At 68.4% G+C, this 15,573-nt stretch carries 15 protein-coding genes; all 15 read left to right on the top strand.

Annotation, left to right across the window (positions count from 1 at the left end; all coding sequences use genetic code 11):
* Nucleotides 1-139: 139 nt before the first annotated feature.
* The 15 genes from ToN1_RS00190 (at nucleotide 140) to ToN1_RS00120 (ending at nucleotide 15,495) form a co-directional block, all read left to right on the top strand.
* Nucleotides 140-2,755, top strand: coding sequence for a molybdopterin-dependent oxidoreductase (locus ToN1_RS00190; protein ID WP_169207456.1), 2,616 nt, complete (start codon nucleotides 140-142; stop codon nucleotides 2,753-2,755).
* A 14-nt stretch (nucleotides 2,756-2,769) separates the two neighbouring features.
* The gene (locus ToN1_RS00185) at nucleotides 2,770-3,369 is read left to right on the top strand and encodes a 4Fe-4S dicluster domain-containing protein (RefSeq protein ID WP_244860911.1); all 600 of its coding nucleotides are present in this window, start codon (nucleotides 2,770-2,772) and stop codon (nucleotides 3,367-3,369) included.
* A gap of 11 nt (nucleotides 3,370-3,380) precedes the next feature.
* On the top strand, nucleotides 3,381-4,280 hold the full coding sequence (locus ToN1_RS00180; RefSeq protein WP_169207455.1) for a DmsC/YnfH family molybdoenzyme membrane anchor subunit: 900 nt from the start codon (nucleotides 3,381-3,383) through the stop codon (nucleotides 4,278-4,280).
* 22 nt (nucleotides 4,281-4,302) lie between these two features.
* Nucleotides 4,303-5,253 carry a formate dehydrogenase accessory sulfurtransferase FdhD gene (fdhD, locus tag ToN1_RS00175; protein ID WP_169207454.1) on the top strand — a complete coding sequence of 317 codons (951 nt, stop codon included), beginning with the start codon at nucleotides 4,303-4,305 and terminating at the stop codon, nucleotides 5,251-5,253.
* Nucleotides 5,254-5,263: 10 nt separating this feature from the next.
* Nucleotides 5,264-6,052: a cyclase family protein gene (locus ToN1_RS00170; protein WP_169207453.1), complete on the top strand. Its 789-nt coding sequence runs from the start codon at nucleotides 5,264-5,266 to the stop codon at nucleotides 6,050-6,052.
* 10 nt (nucleotides 6,053-6,062) lie between these two features.
* Complete coding sequence (gene padE / locus ToN1_RS00165; protein ID WP_169207452.1) at nucleotides 6,063-6,635, top strand: NADH-dependent phenylglyoxylate dehydrogenase subunit gamma; 573 nt, start codon at nucleotides 6,063-6,065, stop codon at nucleotides 6,633-6,635.
* Nucleotides 6,632-6,922: an NADH-dependent phenylglyoxylate dehydrogenase subunit delta gene (gene padF, locus ToN1_RS00160; protein ID WP_169207451.1), complete on the top strand. Its 291-nt coding sequence runs from the start codon at nucleotides 6,632-6,634 to the stop codon at nucleotides 6,920-6,922. Before padE ends, padF begins: the two co-directional genes overlap by 4 nt.
* A 1-nt stretch (nucleotide 6,923) precedes the next feature.
* Nucleotides 6,924-8,219 carry an NADH-dependent phenylglyoxylate dehydrogenase subunit alpha gene (gene padG, locus ToN1_RS00155; protein ID WP_211162193.1) on the top strand — a complete coding sequence of 432 codons (1,296 nt, stop codon included), beginning with the start codon at nucleotides 6,924-6,926 and terminating at the stop codon, nucleotides 8,217-8,219.
* The gene (padH, locus tag ToN1_RS00150; protein ID WP_169207450.1) at nucleotides 8,220-9,506 is read left to right on the top strand and encodes an NADH-dependent phenylglyoxylate dehydrogenase subunit epsilon; all 1,287 of its coding nucleotides are present in this window, start codon (nucleotides 8,220-8,222) and stop codon (nucleotides 9,504-9,506) included. It abuts the gene before it with no gap.
* Between the two features lie 4 nt (nucleotides 9,507-9,510).
* Nucleotides 9,511-10,893 carry an NADH-dependent phenylglyoxylate dehydrogenase subunit beta gene (padI, locus tag ToN1_RS00145; RefSeq protein WP_244860910.1) on the top strand — a complete coding sequence of 461 codons (1,383 nt, stop codon included), beginning with the start codon at nucleotides 9,511-9,513 and terminating at the stop codon, nucleotides 10,891-10,893.
* A gap of 235 nt (nucleotides 10,894-11,128) precedes the next feature.
* The gene (locus tag ToN1_RS00140; protein ID WP_169207449.1) at nucleotides 11,129-12,139 is read left to right on the top strand and encodes an AraC family transcriptional regulator; all 1,011 of its coding nucleotides are present in this window, start codon (nucleotides 11,129-11,131) and stop codon (nucleotides 12,137-12,139) included.
* 213 nt (nucleotides 12,140-12,352) lie between these two features.
* The gene (locus ToN1_RS00135) at nucleotides 12,353-12,592 is read left to right on the top strand and encodes a hypothetical protein (protein ID WP_169207448.1); all 240 of its coding nucleotides are present in this window, start codon (nucleotides 12,353-12,355) and stop codon (nucleotides 12,590-12,592) included.
* Between the two features lie 71 nt (nucleotides 12,593-12,663).
* Nucleotides 12,664-14,634, top strand: a complete 1,971-nt coding sequence (locus ToN1_RS00130) for an oxidoreductase (RefSeq protein ID WP_169125478.1) — start codon at nucleotides 12,664-12,666, stop codon at nucleotides 14,632-14,634.
* A gap of 66 nt (nucleotides 14,635-14,700) precedes the next feature.
* Nucleotides 14,701-15,093 carry a RidA family protein gene (locus ToN1_RS00125; RefSeq protein WP_169207447.1) on the top strand — a complete coding sequence of 131 codons (393 nt, stop codon included), beginning with the start codon at nucleotides 14,701-14,703 and terminating at the stop codon, nucleotides 15,091-15,093.
* A 9-nt stretch (nucleotides 15,094-15,102) separates the two neighbouring features.
* Nucleotides 15,103-15,495: a hypothetical protein gene (locus tag ToN1_RS00120; protein WP_169125477.1), complete on the top strand. Its 393-nt coding sequence runs from the start codon at nucleotides 15,103-15,105 to the stop codon at nucleotides 15,493-15,495.
* Nucleotides 15,496-15,573: the final 78 nt, after the last annotated feature.

Below are 15,573 nucleotides of genomic sequence, written 5' to 3'. Positions count from 1 at the left end.
TGCCTGCCGGCCGCCCGCAACCCGCGCAAACATCTCGACAGTCCGGGGATAGGCGTCGTAATCGCGGGATAGTTCGGCGGGCGGGCGTGCCGTAACTTCAATGCTCGAAGCAGGCGCGCAATTCCACCGAGGAGCGGTAATGGAGACTCTCACGCAGCCCGTGCAGAACTCGATGAAACCGGGCAAGTGGCTCAATTCGAGCTGCAAGATGTGCATTCACTCCTGCATCACGCGGGTCCACGTCACCGAAGACGGCGTCGTGAACAAGATCGAGGGCAACCCGACGAGCCCGAGCAACAACGGACGCCTGTGCCCGAAGGGCAACGCGGCGATCCTGCGGCATTACGATCCGGCGCGTTTCAGGACGCCGCTGCGGCGCACGAACCCGGAGAAGGGGCCGGGCGTCGATCCGAAGTGGGTTCCGATCGGCTGGGACGAGGCGCTGGATCTCGTCGGTCGCGAGCTGAAGAAAACGCTGGATGAGGACCCGCGCAAGCTGCTGCCGGCGATCAATGACTTCCAGAAGCTCTTCCTGTGGGCCTGGCCCGCTGCGCTCGGCAACGCGAACTACCTGTCGTCGGTCGGCAACTTCTGCGGCGGCGGCTACCACCCGATGAACGGGTTCATCCATTCCGCCTTCGCCGCGGCGAACGACGTCAATTACTGCAACTACTGGATCAACAACGGCGGTGGCGACGGCTTTTCCTCGCACCTGCATACCGCCGCCCAGGCGAATCACGTCGCGAAGGCGCGCGTCGAGCGCAACATGCGGGTCGTCGTCGTCGAGCCGCGCCTGTCGATCGGCGCCGCGAAGGCGAACGAGTGGGTGCCGATCCGCCCGGCGACCGACCGCCAGTTCGCGCTGGGACTCGCCCACGTGCTCGTCGCCGAGAAGCTCTACGACGCGAAATTCCTCAAGAAGGACACCAACGCTCCCTACCTCGTCGGGCCGGACGGGTACTTCGTGCGTAACGGCGAAGGCAAGATCTACGTGTGGGATGCGGTCGACAACTGCGCGCGGCTGTGGGACGACCCCGAGATCAAGGACTTCGCGCTCGAAGGCACTTACACGGTCGAAGGCAAGCCCTGCCGGCCGGCGTTCCAGAAGTTCAAGGACATCCTCGCCGACTGCTCGCCCGAGCAGATGGAGACGCTGACGACCGTGCCCGCGGCGACGACGCGGCGCATCGCGCGCGAGTTCGCGAAGGCGGCGCAGATCGGCTCCTACATCGAGATCGACGGCCGCATGCTGCCGCTGCGCCCCGCCGCGTACAACTACTACCGTGGCGCGCAGGGCCACAAGTACAGCGCGATGGCGAACCAGGCGTTCAAGCTGGTGAACTTCCTCGTCGGCGCGATCGACACGCCGGGCGGACACGTCGGGGTCACGCTGGACGACCAGATGCAGGACATCCGCGGCGGCTGCGGACAGATCCAGGCCGGCGAGAACGGCATGATGCAGACGATGCCGCACCAGCTCCATCCCGAGGTGCCGTTCTCGTGGCCGCCGAACGAGACGCACCTGATGGGCTTCTTCCCGATCGGCGTCGATCCGGGGCACCTGACGCAGCACACGCTCGCGAACGCCGAGAAGTTCGGACTCGACTACCGCCCCGACACGCTGCTGATGTGCCATTCGAATCCGCTGTGGAACCTGCCGGGCGACCGCGAGCAGTGGTACGCGCTGCTGCGCGAGATGCGCTTCATCGTCGCGATCGACATCCTGCCCAACGAATCGAACGAATGGGCCGACGTCATCCTGCCGTCCCACGATCTCCTCGAGTCGTGGAACATGACGATGATCGAGCCGCCCCATCACGAGGGTATGTGCCTGCGCCAGCCCGCGACGCCGCCGCTGTACGACACGAAGAGCGAGGAGGAGATCTTCTACGAGATCTCCGAGCGCCTCGGCGTGCTCGAGACCTGGAACGGCATCCTCAACTTCGTCAACGGCTTCCACCAGCAGCCCGAACTGCTGCTCGAACCGAACCGCAAGTACAGCGACCGCGAGATCGCCGAGCGCAAGGGCAAGCTGTGGAACGGCAAGGATCTCGACTGGTACGTCGAGCACGGCCACGCGGTGACGCCGCGCCGCCCCGACAAGTGGTACCGGCCGTGGGACGGGCTGCGGCTGCATTTCTACATCGAGGACATCGTGCGCGCGCGCGACACGCTGCGCCAGAAAATGGAGGTGGCCGACGTGCCGTTCCGCCACGAGTGGGAGTGGGGCGACTACCAGCCGCTGCCGACGGCGGTGCCCGATCCGGTGCACCTGGAGCCGGCCGACTTCGACCTGTACGCGATCACCTTCAAGGACATCCAGATCAACTTCGGCGAGAGCATCGGCAACCCGTGGATCAACGACATCGTGTTCAAGGACCCGGTGCATACGGCGGTGCTGCTGAACCCGAAGAGCGCGCGCGAACGAAAACTCGACGAGGGCGACATCGTGCGCATCGAGTCGCCGTACGGCGCGATCGTCGCGAGGCTCGCGCTGTCCGAAGGCGTCCATCCCGATGCGGTGTGCGTGTCGAACGCGCTGTCGCGCGTCGCGACGCAGAACACCGGCGTGCGCCACGGCGGTGGCAACTTCAACCAGCTGCTGCCGGCGAACTTGAGGCACACCGACGCGTGCAGCGGCCAGCCGGAGACGGTCGCGAAAGTGAAGCTGACGAAGCTCGCTTCGGTGCCCGCGGAGATCGCCGCCGGCAACTCGGTGTTCGGACGAACCAGCGGCAAGGGGAGGGCGCACTGATGGCCAGGTGGGGGATGGTTTTTGATCTGCGCCGCTGCATCGGCTGCAATGCGTGCGCGGTCGCGTGCAAGCAGGAGAACAGCCTGCCCGACGGCGTGTTCTTCACCAAGACGCTGTCCGAGGAGGTCGGGGAGTATCCCGATGTCACGCGCAGCTACGTGCCGACGATCTGCAATCACTGCGAGGACGCCCCGTGCGAGCGCGCGTGTCCGACGGGCGCGACCTACACGCGTCCCGACGGCATCGTCATGGTCGATCGCGACAAGTGCATCGGCTGCGGCACCTGCATCGTGGCGTGTCCGTACGACCAGCGCACGCGCCTCGAGCCGGAGATGCTCGACAAGGGGCTGTTCGGCGACGGGCGGCTGACGCCCTTCGAGGAGCAGGGCATCGGGCGCTTCACCGTGGGGACCGTCGTCAAATGCACGTTCTGCCATGAGCGCGTCGATGCCGGCCAGTTGCCCGCGTGCGTCGCGACCTGTCCGACCGAGGCGCGCATCTTCGGCGACCTTGACGATCCGACGAGCCGGCCGCGCCAGCTGATCCTGGAGCGCCGCGGGCGCCAGCCGCTGCCCGAGAAGAACACCAACCCGCGCGTCTTTTACATCGACTGAAGGGGATGCACATGATTGCGAGCAACCGGATCGCGGACGGCAGTTTCCGCGTCGGCGTCGGCCTGCAGAAGGCGTGGGGCGTGCAGATGGCCACCGCCTTCTTCTTCGGGGAAGCCGGCGCGGGGCTGTACTTCGTCGCGCAGTTCTTCGACTTCGTGCTCGGCATGACGGCCGGGCTCCTCATGGTGCTGTTCGGCAAGGCCGGCGGGCACGTGCTGCACCTCGGGCAGCCCTTGCGCGGCTGGCGGGCGCTGACGAAGGTGCGCACCTCGTGGGTGAGCCGCGGGCTCGCGGCGATCGTGTTGTTCATCGTCGCCGGCGCGCTGCACGTCATCGACGTTCGCGCCGGCCTGCTTCCCGCCGGGGTGTCGCAGCTCGTCGCCGCGCTCGCGCTCGCGGCGTGCTTCATCATCATGATCTACCAGGGCTTCGCGATGTCGCATTCGTCGGCGATCACGCTGTGGAGCAGCGGCTTGATGCCCGTCGCAAGCCTGACCTATGCGCTGTTGAACGGCGTGCTGCTGACGCTCGTGTTCGGTTTCGGCGAGCCCTTCCTCGCGGATCGGCCCGACACCGTACGGCTGCTGCAGGTGTTCGCCGTCGCGCTGATGCTCTACGGGCTGGTCACGGTGCTGAGCCTGCTGCACGGCGCGCGCCACGCGTCCGAAGGGGGGCGACAGTCGGTGGCGCTGCTGCTGCAGGGCGGCTTCGCGCGCTGGTTCGTGCCACTCGTGATCGGCGCGGGCTTCGTCGTGTCGGCGCTGATGATGCTGGCCGCGCCGCCGGACTTCGCGTGGATGCTCGCGGTCGCCGGCCTCGAGCTCACCGGCTACTACGCCTTCCGCGTGCTGGTGTTCAAGGCCGGGGGCTACGATCCTGCGCTGAGCCTGGCGTACCGGTTCCGGCACTGAGCCGCGGCAACGGAGACGGCCGATGCATACGAGCATTGCCCGGCTGTGGCGGGCGAGCGGCAGCCGCGCGGTGTCCGCGCTGCGCCTGACCGCCGGGGACGCGCGCGGTGAGGCGACCTGCCGCGTCATCGACGAGGACGCGCTGACGATCGACGTCGAAGGCGTCGGACGCTACATGCTGATGTGGACGCCGGCCGACGACGACGGTGCCGTGGGCTTCGTTGCCGGGGAGGGGGTGCTGGGGGATGAACCCGTGCCCGAGCGGCTGACGCTGGCGGCGGGCTTCGCGTATTCGGAAGGGATCATCGGCGGTCTCGCCGATATCGCGACGATGGCGGTCTGTCCCGATCGACGAAACGTCGTGCGCATGCGGCTCCACGCGCCCGAGCGCGTCGCGGTCAAGCGGCGCGACGTGGTGGTCGCGAGCTCCTGCGGCGTATGCGGCGGTCGCGAGGCGATCGAGGACGGCTTCGACGACTTCGCTCCGGTCGCGGCGCGGCTGCGCCTCGCGGCGTCGGAGCTGACCGCGCTGATGGCGGCGATGCAGCGCCGGCAGCGCCTCTTCCGCACGACCGGCGGTGCGCACGCCGCCGCGGTGTTCTCGCCGCAGGGCGGAATCCTTGCCGTCGCCGAGGACCTGGGCCGCCACAACGCCCTCGACAAGGTGGTTGGGGAATGCCTGCTGCGCGAGATGCCGCTCGCCGGCTGCGGCGTGGTGCTGTCCTCGCGCCTTAGCTACGAGATGGTCGCGAAGGCCGCGCGCGCGGGCTTCGAGCTCGTGGCCGCCGTGTCCGCGCCGACCTCGCTCGCGATCGAACTCGCCGAACGCGCCGGCATCACGCTGTGCGGCTTCGTCCGCGGCGCTTCCGCGACCATCTACACCCATCCGCAACGCATCCGCGACGGTGCCGGCGGGCACGAGTCCGCCCGCGCAACAGGCGCCGCGGTAGTGCCCTTCACGCTTGACGACTGAGGAGAGAAGCATGACCGCCAATGGCAATGTACTGACGCAGCTCGCCGCGGAGCTCGCCCGCGGCGCGATCAGGGTCGTCGACCTGACGCAGCCGCTCGGCCCCGACACGCCGGTGCTGGGGCTGCCCCCGCCGTTCGCGAACTCGCCCGGGGTGAGCTTCGAGACGATTTCGCAGTACGACGACAAGGGCCCCGCGTGGTACTGGCGCACGATCCGCATGGGCGAGCACACCGGCACGCATTTCGATGCGCCGGTGCACTGGGTCAGCGGCAAGGACCGCGCCGACAACACCCTCGACACGATCCCCGCCGAGCGCTTCGTCGGTCCCGCTTGCGTCATCGACATCAGCGCCGAGGCGAGCGCGAATCCGGATTTCCTGCTGACGCGCGACGGGGTGCTCGCGTGGGAGGCGAGGCACGGGCGCATCCCGCCGAAGTCCTGGGTGCTGCTGCGCAGCGACTGGTCGAAGCGCGTCGGCGTCGCCGAATTCCTGAACTGCCGCGAGGACGGGCCGCATTCGCCGGGCTTCGACCGTGGCGCGACGGAACTGCTCGCGCTCGAACGCGACGTGCTGGGCGTGGGCGTCGAGACGGTGGGCACCGACGCGGGCCAGGCGCACAGCTTCGACCCGCCGTTCTGGACGCACCACATCATGCAGGGTAACGGCAAGTTCGGCCTCGCGAGCCTCGCGAACCTCGACCGCCTACCGCCGACCGGGGCCGTCGTCGTCGCCTCGCCGTTGAAGCTCGTCGGCGGCTCGGGCAGCCCGCTGCGCGTGCTCGCGCTCGTGCCGGCCTGACGGAGGCCGCATGTTCGAGGTGCGATTGCACGGACGCGGCGGGCAGGGAACGGTGCTCGCCGCCGGAATACTCGCGAAGGCGCTGGTCGCCGAGGGCAAGCATGTCGTCGCGGTGCCGCAGTTCGGCTTCGAGCGCAGGGGCGCGCCGGTTGCGGCCTATCTGCGCGCGTCGGACACGCCGATGCGGGCGATGACGAACATCTACGCGCCGGACTGCGTCGTGTGCATCGACTCGTCGCTGCCGCGCGTCGTCGACATCTTCGCGGGCCTGCGCGCCGGGGGCACGCTGGTGCAGGCGAGCCGGCTCGCGCCACAGGACATCGCGGTGCCGGCGTCGGTCGGGACGGTCGCCGTGTGCGATGCGGTAACGATCGCGCGCGAGGTCTTCGGACGGCCGATCACCAATACCGTGATGCTCGGCGCCTTCGCCCGCGCGACCGGCCTCGTGTCGCTCGAGGCGCTCGAACGCGCGCTGGAGGAGACGAGCTTCCGCGACGGCGGCCTGGTGCAGAACCAGCGAGCGCTGGCGCTCGGTCACGCGTGCACGGTCGTGCACCGCGTCGAGCGGCGGGAGGCGGCATGAAGAAGCAGGCGGTGCCGCTTTTCGATGCGGGCGCGATCCCGAAAACCCTGTGCCCGATCGCGACCGAGTACAGCCGCATGCTGCCGGGCGACTGGCGTTCGCTGCGCCCGGTTGTGGACCGCCGCAAGTGCGTGAAATGCGCGGTGTGCTGGCTGTACTGCCCCGTGCAGTGCGTCGTCGAGCGCGCCGGCTGGTTCGACATGAACCTCGCCACCTGCAAGGGCTGCGGCATCTGCGCGCGCGAATGCCCGCATGGGGCGATTTCGATGGTGGCCGAAGAGGAATGAGATGAACGAGGTCGTCGAGAAGACCGGGCTGCTTGCCGAACCGGCGGGCAAAGGAGTGGTGCCGCGCACCGACGCCGTGACCGCGAAAAAGGAACCCAGGATCCTCGTCTGCGACGGCAACGAGGCGGCGGCGTGGGGCGTCGTGCTGTCGCGGCCGGACATGGTCGCGGTGTATCCGATCACGCCGCAGTCCTCGCTCGCCGAGTACGTCGCGCAGTTCGTCGCCGACGGCGTGCTCGATGCCGAGCTCGTCGAGGCGGAGGGCGAGCACAGCGTGCTGTCGGTGCTGCATGGCGCGGCGCTGGCGGGGGCGCGCACTTACACCGCGAGCTGCGGCCAGGGTCTCGCCTTCATGTTCGAGCCCTATTTCCGCACGCCCAACCTGCGCCTGCCGATCGTCATGTCCATCGTGAACCGCGACGGCATCACGCCGCAGTGCGTGTGGGGCGGCCAGCAGGACGCGATGACGGTGCGCGAGGTCGGCTGGGTGCAGCTCTTCTGCGAGACGGTGCAGGAGGTGCTCGACACCATCGTCATGGCCTACCGCATCGCCGAGGACCGCTCGGTGATGCTGCCGGTCAACGTCAATCACGACGGCAACTACCTGTCGAACGGCATCGTCCGCATCGAGCTGCCCGACCAGGCCGAGGTCAACGACTTCCTCGGCACGCCGGACGTGAATTGGCACGCGGCGCTCGACCCCGACCGGCCGATGGGCGTCGATCCGCTGACCGGCGGCGCGACGGGACCGGGGCCGGCGCTCTTCGTCGGCTACCGGCGCGGGCACTGCGAAGGCATGCAGAACGCGCTGCGCGTGATCGTCGAGGTGCACGAGGAATGGGCGCGCCGCTTCGGCCGCCGCTACGCGCCGCTGGTCGAGGAATACCGGCTGGACGAGGCCGATCACGCGCTCGTGACGATCGGCAGCATGGCGGGCGCCGCGAAGGATGCGGTCGATGCCGCGCGCGACCGCGGCGAGCGCGTCGGCCTCATCCGCATCAAGACGCTGCGGCCGTTCCCGCTCGACGCGATGGTCGCGGCGCTCGACAAGGTGCGCGCGGTCGGCGTCGTGGATCGCGCAGTGTCCTACGGCTGGAACAGCGGCCCCGTGCATCAGGAGACGCTGGCGGCGCTGCAGCACTGCCGCCACCGCATTCCCTGCCTGTCGCTGATCGGCGGCCTCGCCGGCGCCGATCTGACCCAAACGCATTTCGAGCGCGCGATTGCCGAAACCGCGAAGCTCCTGGATGCCCCCTGTCCGCGCGAGCCCGTGTGGCTCAACGCCGAGGATCGATGAATGGAACAGTTCGACTACGTCGTGCTCGGCGCGAGCCACGCTGGTCTCGAAGCGCTGCGGGCGATCCGCGCGCACGATGCGGACGGCAGCATCGCCGTGCTCGACCGCGAGGCGCGGCTGCCGGTGTCGCCGACGGTGCTGCCCTACGTGGTGTCCGGCAAGTGCGCCGAGGATCGCATCGCGCTGCGTGAGCGGCGTTGGTTCGACGCTCAGCGCGTCGACTACCGGCAGCAGGCGGCCGCCGCCGCGCTCGACACCGCCCAGGGCCGGCTGCGCCTCGCCGACGGCCGCGAGATCGGTTACGGCAAGCTGCTGCTCGCAACGGGGGCCGCCCCGGCGCTCCCGCCGATCGAGGGTTTGTCGGACGTGAGCTTCCACGTGCTGCGCACGCTCGACGACGCGCTCGCGCTGCGAGATGTTGCAAGTGAGGTCGCAAGTGAGGCCGGCCGTTCCGCGGGCAGGGCGGTCGTTCTCGGCGCGGGACTCGTCGGCATGCATGCCGCCGAGAACCTCGTGCGTGCAGGGGCCCGCGTGACGGTCGTCGAGATGCGCGGCCAGGTGCTGCCCGGCTACTTCGACGCCGCGGCCGCCGCCTGCATCGAAGCGGTGTTCCGCGACAAGGGCGTCGAGGTGCTGACCGGCCGGCGTGTCGAACAGCTCGCGCGGCGCGGCGAAGGCTGCGCGGTGCTGCTCGACGGCGGCGAGGCGCGCGACGCCGACCTGCTGCTCGTCGCCGCGGGGGTGCGGCCGGAGGTGTCGTATCTCGCCGGTTCGGGCGTCGCGGTCGAGCGCGGCGTCGTCGTCGACGAGTTCATGCGCACCGCCGCGGCAAACGTCTGGGCGGCCGGCGACGTCGTGCAGACGCCGAGCTTCTTCGGCGACGGCACGCCCGCGGGAGGCATCCTGCCCGACGCCGTCGAACAGGGCCGCACCGCCGGCATGAGCATGGCGGGCGATCCCGCCCTGCGCCCCTATCCCGGGGGCGTGCCGCTGAACACCTACGGCTTCTTCGGTCACCGTGCCCTTTCCGTGGGGCGCGACGCCCCCGAGGGGGCCGGATCGGAGTGGGACGTGCTCGTGCGCGGCGGGGAGGGGGGCGACGCCTACCTCAAGCTCGTGCTGCGCGATGGCCGTCTGCAAGGCATCTTCGGCGTCGACGTGCTGTTCGATCCGGGGATCATGTGGGAGCTGATCCTGCGCCGCGTCGAGATCGGCGCGCGGCGCGGTGCACTGCTCGAAAACCCGCAAGACACCGCGCGGGCGTTGATGTCCGGACTGTGGAGATGAATCGATGAGCGCCACCCCGACCATCGCCTTCGACCCCGCGCGCTGCGACGGCTGCGGCGACTGCATGCGCGCCTGCGCGAGCGCGAAATCGACCCACGGAAACACGGCTCAGTCCCGCATCCGCATCGTGCACGATGACGAGGCCGGTCACTGGGGCGTCGCGCAGTGCCGCCAGTGCGGCGACCCGCGCTGCGCGTCCGTATGCCCGGCCGCCGCGCTGGCGAAGGGCGACGACGGCGTCGTCGCGTGGGACGCCGGACGCTGCGTGAACTGCCTGATCTGCACCGCCGGCTGCACCTTCGGCGGCATCGCATTTAGTGCCGACGAAGGCCACGTCGTCAAATGCGACCAATGCGCGGGCGCTCCGCAATGCGTCGCCGCCTGCACGCGCGGCGCGTTGCGCTACGTCACGGCGGCGAAGCTCTACAACCGCTGGGGCGAGCTCGAAGACCTGTTCGTGCCGGGCCTGGGCGGCTGCCAGGGCTGCAACACCGAACTCATCATGCGCCACACGCTGCGGCGCGTCGGCCCGAACACCGTGCTCGCGACGCCGCCCGGCTGCATCCCGGGCATGGGCTCGGTCGGCTACAACGGCATGCTCGGCTGCAAGGTGCCGGTCTTCCATCCGCTGCTCACGAACACCGCGTCGATGCTCACCGGCATCCGTCGCCAGCACAAGCGCAAGGGTCGCAACGTGACCGCGCTCGCGCTCGCCGGCGACGGCGGCGCGGGCGACGTCGGATTCCAGTCCCTGTCGGGCGCGGCGGAGCGCGGCGAGCAGATCCTTTTCGTCTGCGTCGACAACGAGGGCTACATGAACACCGGCGCGCAGCGCTCGGGCAGCACCACCTACGGCGCGTGGACGGCGACGACGCCCATCGGCGACAGCGCCCGCGGCAAGGCGCAGGACGCCAAGAACCTGCCGCTGCTGATGATGTGGCATGGCTGCGAATACGTCGCGACGGCCTCGACCGCGTTCATGGAAGACTTCTACGCGAAGCTGGAGGCGGCTCTCGACGCCTCCGAACGCGGCTTCGCCTACCTGCACCTGTATTCGCCCTGCACGTCCGGCTGGCGCTTCCCGTCGGCGAGCAACATCGAGGTCGCGCGCACGGCAGTCGAGACGAACTTCGCCGTGCTGTGGGAGTACCGCCGCGAGCAGGGGCTGACGCTCTCGCGCGACATCGACGATCCGCTGCCGGTCACGGATTACCTGAAGCTGCTCGGCAAGTTCCGCCACCTCGACCCCGCGCAGATCGCGCACATCGAGCAGCACGTCGCGGAGCAGGCGCAGGTGCTGCGCGAACTCGCCGGGATGCGATCGCGTGAGGGGAAGCGGATAGTTTGTCATCCATCCGATTCGATGGCAGTTGACCTGGATCAGTAACCGCCGACCTGCTTGGGCCTACTATGCACAAGGTTATATAGGGATACTGTATACAGTGTCCCGACAACCTCGCATGCGCCTGCGTCCAGTGGGCGCGGCCCAGTGACCCGAAGGAACAGGAGGTTCGACGACAGACGCTGACCAGGATGCGAAGACGGCGCAGACCGCACGCGTCCGAACTCGTTCCGATGCCTTGCACCGACAAAAGGGCACGGAACCCACACCGGAGGAGACCATGACTCAGGCGCTGATGACGTCGCTGGGAGGGCGCGATGCGCTCTCGCGCTTCACGCTTTTCCACACGCAGGATCTCGACGAGGCCCGGAACCGCGTCGCGGGCGTGTTCTGCCCGCACGAGCTGAAGTTCGCCGGCTGCGACAGCCGGGTGAACACCCGCATGCAGCACGCGCCCATCCGCGGCGTGTCGGTCAACCGCCTGGGTTACGGGGCGACCGTCTCGATCGACGCGGGCTGTCTGCACGATTTCCTGCTCGTGATGATGCCGATGTCGGGACATGCCGACGTTCGCTGCGGTGAGCAGACGATCCACTCCACGCCGGACCTCGCATCGGTCGTCACGCCGACGCTGCCGCTGATCGAGACCATCTACGACGAGTGCGACCAGATCATGGTCAAGATCGACCGTCAGATGCTGGAAAACGTCTGCGCGCAGCATCTCGGCCATCCGCTGCGCAAGCCGCTCGAATTCGGGCTCGGCCTGACGATGTCGAGCCAGGGCGGCGTGAGCTGGCAGGCGCTGGTGTCCTACCTCGTGTCGGAACTGGAGCATCAGTCGCCGATGCTCGCCTCCTCGCTCGCCGCAGCGCAGATCGAGCACCTGCTCGTCACCACGCTGCTGATGATCCAGCCGAACAACTATCGCGACGAACTCCTGAGCCCGTCGCAGTCGATCGCGCCGCGCCATGTCCGCCGCGTCGAGGAATACATCGACGCGCATGCCGACCAGGACCTGACCGTCGGCGATCTCGCCGCGCATGCGAACGTCAGCACGAGCGCGCTGTTCGCGGGTTTTCGCGAGTTCCGCAACACCACGCCGATGGCCTACCTGAAATCGGTGCGCATGCAGCGCGTGCATGACGAGCTGCGCGATCCGGCGTCGGCCGAAAAGACCGTGACCTGTATCGCGACGCGCTGGGGCTTTCACCACCTTGGTCATTTCGCCAACGCCTACAAGGCGAGGTTCGGAGAGTCGCCGTCGCGCACGCGGGAGAGGGCGCTGGCCTGATCCGGTCCTGACCGTCTGAACATGCAAAAAGACTTGCCCGCGCATGCGGGAGGAGTGCGCTCGTGCGCGTGAATCCGATGCTTTTCGCATCCACCGAATCCGCCTCGTCCGACCCATACCGGGTGGGGGGGGATTCGCCGGGAACGTCCCGCTACATTGACTCCACGTACAACGGCTCCGGCGATCCGGGCCGATTCGTTCGAGGAGAACAACATGACAGCACTGGGAAATGTGATGGCATTGGTTCAGGAGCTCCAGGAAGAGGAGGCCTCCATGACGGGAGAAACCTCGGAGCGCAGCGGCTTCGTCTTTCCCACCGCCTGTTCCTGCGTGTGCGCGTCGTCGCTCGGCGACGTGCTCGGGTACATCCGCGAGATGCGGGGCGAGAGCCTGCGCGACTTCATCGCGACGCTGCCGCCGGTGCAGGCGCCGCGCAGCGCGGTCCCCGCCTGAAACGGCCGACCGACGATTGAACAACGATCAGAACGACCTTCCAGCTACACCAAATTGACGAGGAGACAACGATGAAGCGACCCGGCGAGCTCAAGCTCCCCCACCTGTTCAAGCCCGGCAAGATCGGCAAGTACGAGACCAAGAACATGGTCAAGTACGGCGCCTGCTGCGTATCGAACTACAACACGCGCGACGGCTACATCACCCCGCGCGAGCTCGCCCGGACGCGCGTCATCGCCGGCACCGGCGCCGGCATCATCACCAACCAGGGTGCGTATCCCGATCCGCTCGGCGAGGGCAAGGCCTACTTCCGCCAGGTCGCGATCTTCGACGACAAGTTCCTGCCGCAGTTCGAGACCATCGCGCAGTACATCCACGACAACGGCGCCGTCGCAATCCAGCAGATCCTGCACGCCGGCCGCTACGGCGGCATCGACCTCGGCTACTGCATTCAGCCGTCCGTCGTGCCGCAGACGCTGCCGCACTTCCGTCCGCCGCGCGAGCTGACCAAGGAGCAGATCCGCGCCATCGTCATGCAGCACGCCGATGCCGCCAAACGCGCGATCCGCGCCGGCTTCGACGGCACCGAAGTCACGAGCTTCATGGGCTACCTGCTCGCGAACTTCAACTCGCGCTTCACCAACCAGCGCACCGACGAATACGGCGGCTCGATCGAGAACCGCGGCCGCTTCATGCGCGAGCTGATCGACTCGATCAAGCAGGCCACCCCCGAGCATCCGCTCGTCGTGCGCCTGAACGGTGCCGAGCTGATGGACCGCTGGGGCGGCAACAGCGAGGACGAGTGCTTCGAGCTGATGCAGCAGGCGGTCGACTGCGGCGTCGACATGATCTCGGTGACGGTCGGCTGGCAGGAGGCGCCCGAATCGTCGATCGGCCGCGACGTCGCGCCTGGCCACTGGAACTACCTCTCGGCGAAGGCGAAGAAGCTCTTCCCGAACACGCTGATCACCTTCGGCAACCGCCTGCCCGACCCGGTCATGGCGAACCAGTGCATCGCCGACGGCGTCTTCGACTACTGGGAAGTGTGCCGCCCGATGCTCGCCGACCCCGAGCTGCTGCACAAGGCGGCCGAGGACCGGCTCGACGAGGTGCGCCGCTGCATCGGCTCGCTGAACTGCCTGTCGCGGCTCTTCCGCGATCTGCCCTACACCTGCGCGATGAACCCCACGCTGGGCCACGAGGTCGAGCCGGAATACCACGTCACGCCCGCGGCGGTGAAGAAGAAGATCATGATCATCGGCGCCGGCCCAGCCGGGATGGAGGCCGCGATCACTGCGAAGCGTCGCGGCCATGACGTCACCGTGTTCGAGAAGGGCGACCGCATCGGCGGCAGCCTCGTCGGCTACGCGTCGAACGACCTCGCGCGGCCCGACGACCTGATCTCGGTGATCAAGTACTACGAGACGATGGCGCGCAAGATGGAGATCGACGTGCGCTTCAACACCGAGGCCAACGCCAAGTTCATGCGCAGCATCCTGCACCAGTTCGACGTGTGCATCGTCGCCGCCGGCTCGCGCACCGACATGAACGCCTACCGCCATATCCCGGGCCACGACAAGCTGGTCGACGCCCTCGACGTCGCGACCGGCAAGGCGAAGCCGGGCAAGCGCATCGTCATGGTCGGCGCGGGCAAGATCGGGCTCACGCTCGCCGAGTCGCTGTGCAAGCAGGGCCACGAGGTGGTCATCGTCGAGGAGGACAAGCGCATCGCCGGCGACGTCATGCCGTCCTTCAAGTGGCGCCACTCCGCGTGGATCGAGGAGCTCGAGATCCGCACGCTGACGTCGTCGATGCTCGTCGGCGTCACGGGCGAGGGCGCGATGATCCGCAACGCGAAGGGCGAGGAGACTTTCGTCGAGGCCGACACGGTGCTCGTATCCGGGCCCCGCAAGGCGAACCACGACCTCTTCCACGAGTTCCAGTGGATGGTGGACGAGCTGCACGGCGCCGGCGACGCGGTTATACCGCGCGGACTCGACGCATCGATCCACGAGGGGTATCGGCTCGGCGTGCGGATCTGAGCACTCGATGAACAGGCGGCCGCCGGATGGCGGTCGCATCACCCCCAACACCGAGGAGAACGAGACATGCAATTCCTGCAACCGCCCGGCTGGGTTCGCCCGAAAGGCTATTCGAACGGCGTCGTCACGAGCGGCCGCATGGTATTCGTCGCCGGCCAGGTCGGCTGGGACGAGAACGAGAAGTTCCAGACCGACGACCTCGTCGGCCAGGCCCGCCAGGCGCTGACCAACATCGTCGCGATCCTCGCGCAGGCCGACGCGCAGCCGTCGAACATCGTGCGCATGAACTGGTATCTCGGCGATGCGGCCGAGTACAACGCGCGCCTCGCCGAGATCGGCGCGGTCTACCGCGAGCTGATCGGCAAGCACTTCCCGGCGATGACGGCCCTGCAGGTCGCCGGCTTCGTCGAGCACGGCGCGAAGATCGAGATCGAAGTGACGGCGATGTTGCCGGCCTAGGAGCACGCGATGGAAACGGCCGTTGAGGTGCTCGACTGCACGGCGTGGAAGGCGATGCTGGATCGCGAGGGGCTCGCGGCGGCCGACGCGTCCGTCGGCGTGCTGACGAAGGACGATTTCTCCGCGCGCAGCGGCCGGGTCCTCGTCTGGCGGGGCACCGCGTCCGGCGCCAGCGTCGCGCTGCGCGACTTCCGCGGAGACTTCGATGCCGACGTCGCGATGCTGCTCGTCGCCGATGGCGATGCGCTCGCCGCGGTGCTGGAGCAGGGCCTCGCGGAGGTGCCCCAGCTCGTGCGTCGCGGCCGGCTCCATCCCTACATGCTGAGGTCCCTCGACGGGCTGGAGGCCGCCGGCCTCGCGGACTTCGTCGAGGACTTCGGTCTGGTCTTTCCACGCCATTGAGCGGGGATGCGGTCGTGTCCGGCGCAAACCGTCGATCCCGCGCAAGGAGACTTCCGCCGCCGATGCGCCAGTGCACGA

The organism is Aromatoleum petrolei (assembly GCF_017894385.1).
Lineage (GTDB): Bacteria > Pseudomonadota > Gammaproteobacteria > Burkholderiales > Rhodocyclaceae > Aromatoleum > Aromatoleum petrolei.
Note: the sequence above shows the minus strand (reverse complement) of the source record. Positions and strands in the feature narration are given on the sequence as shown.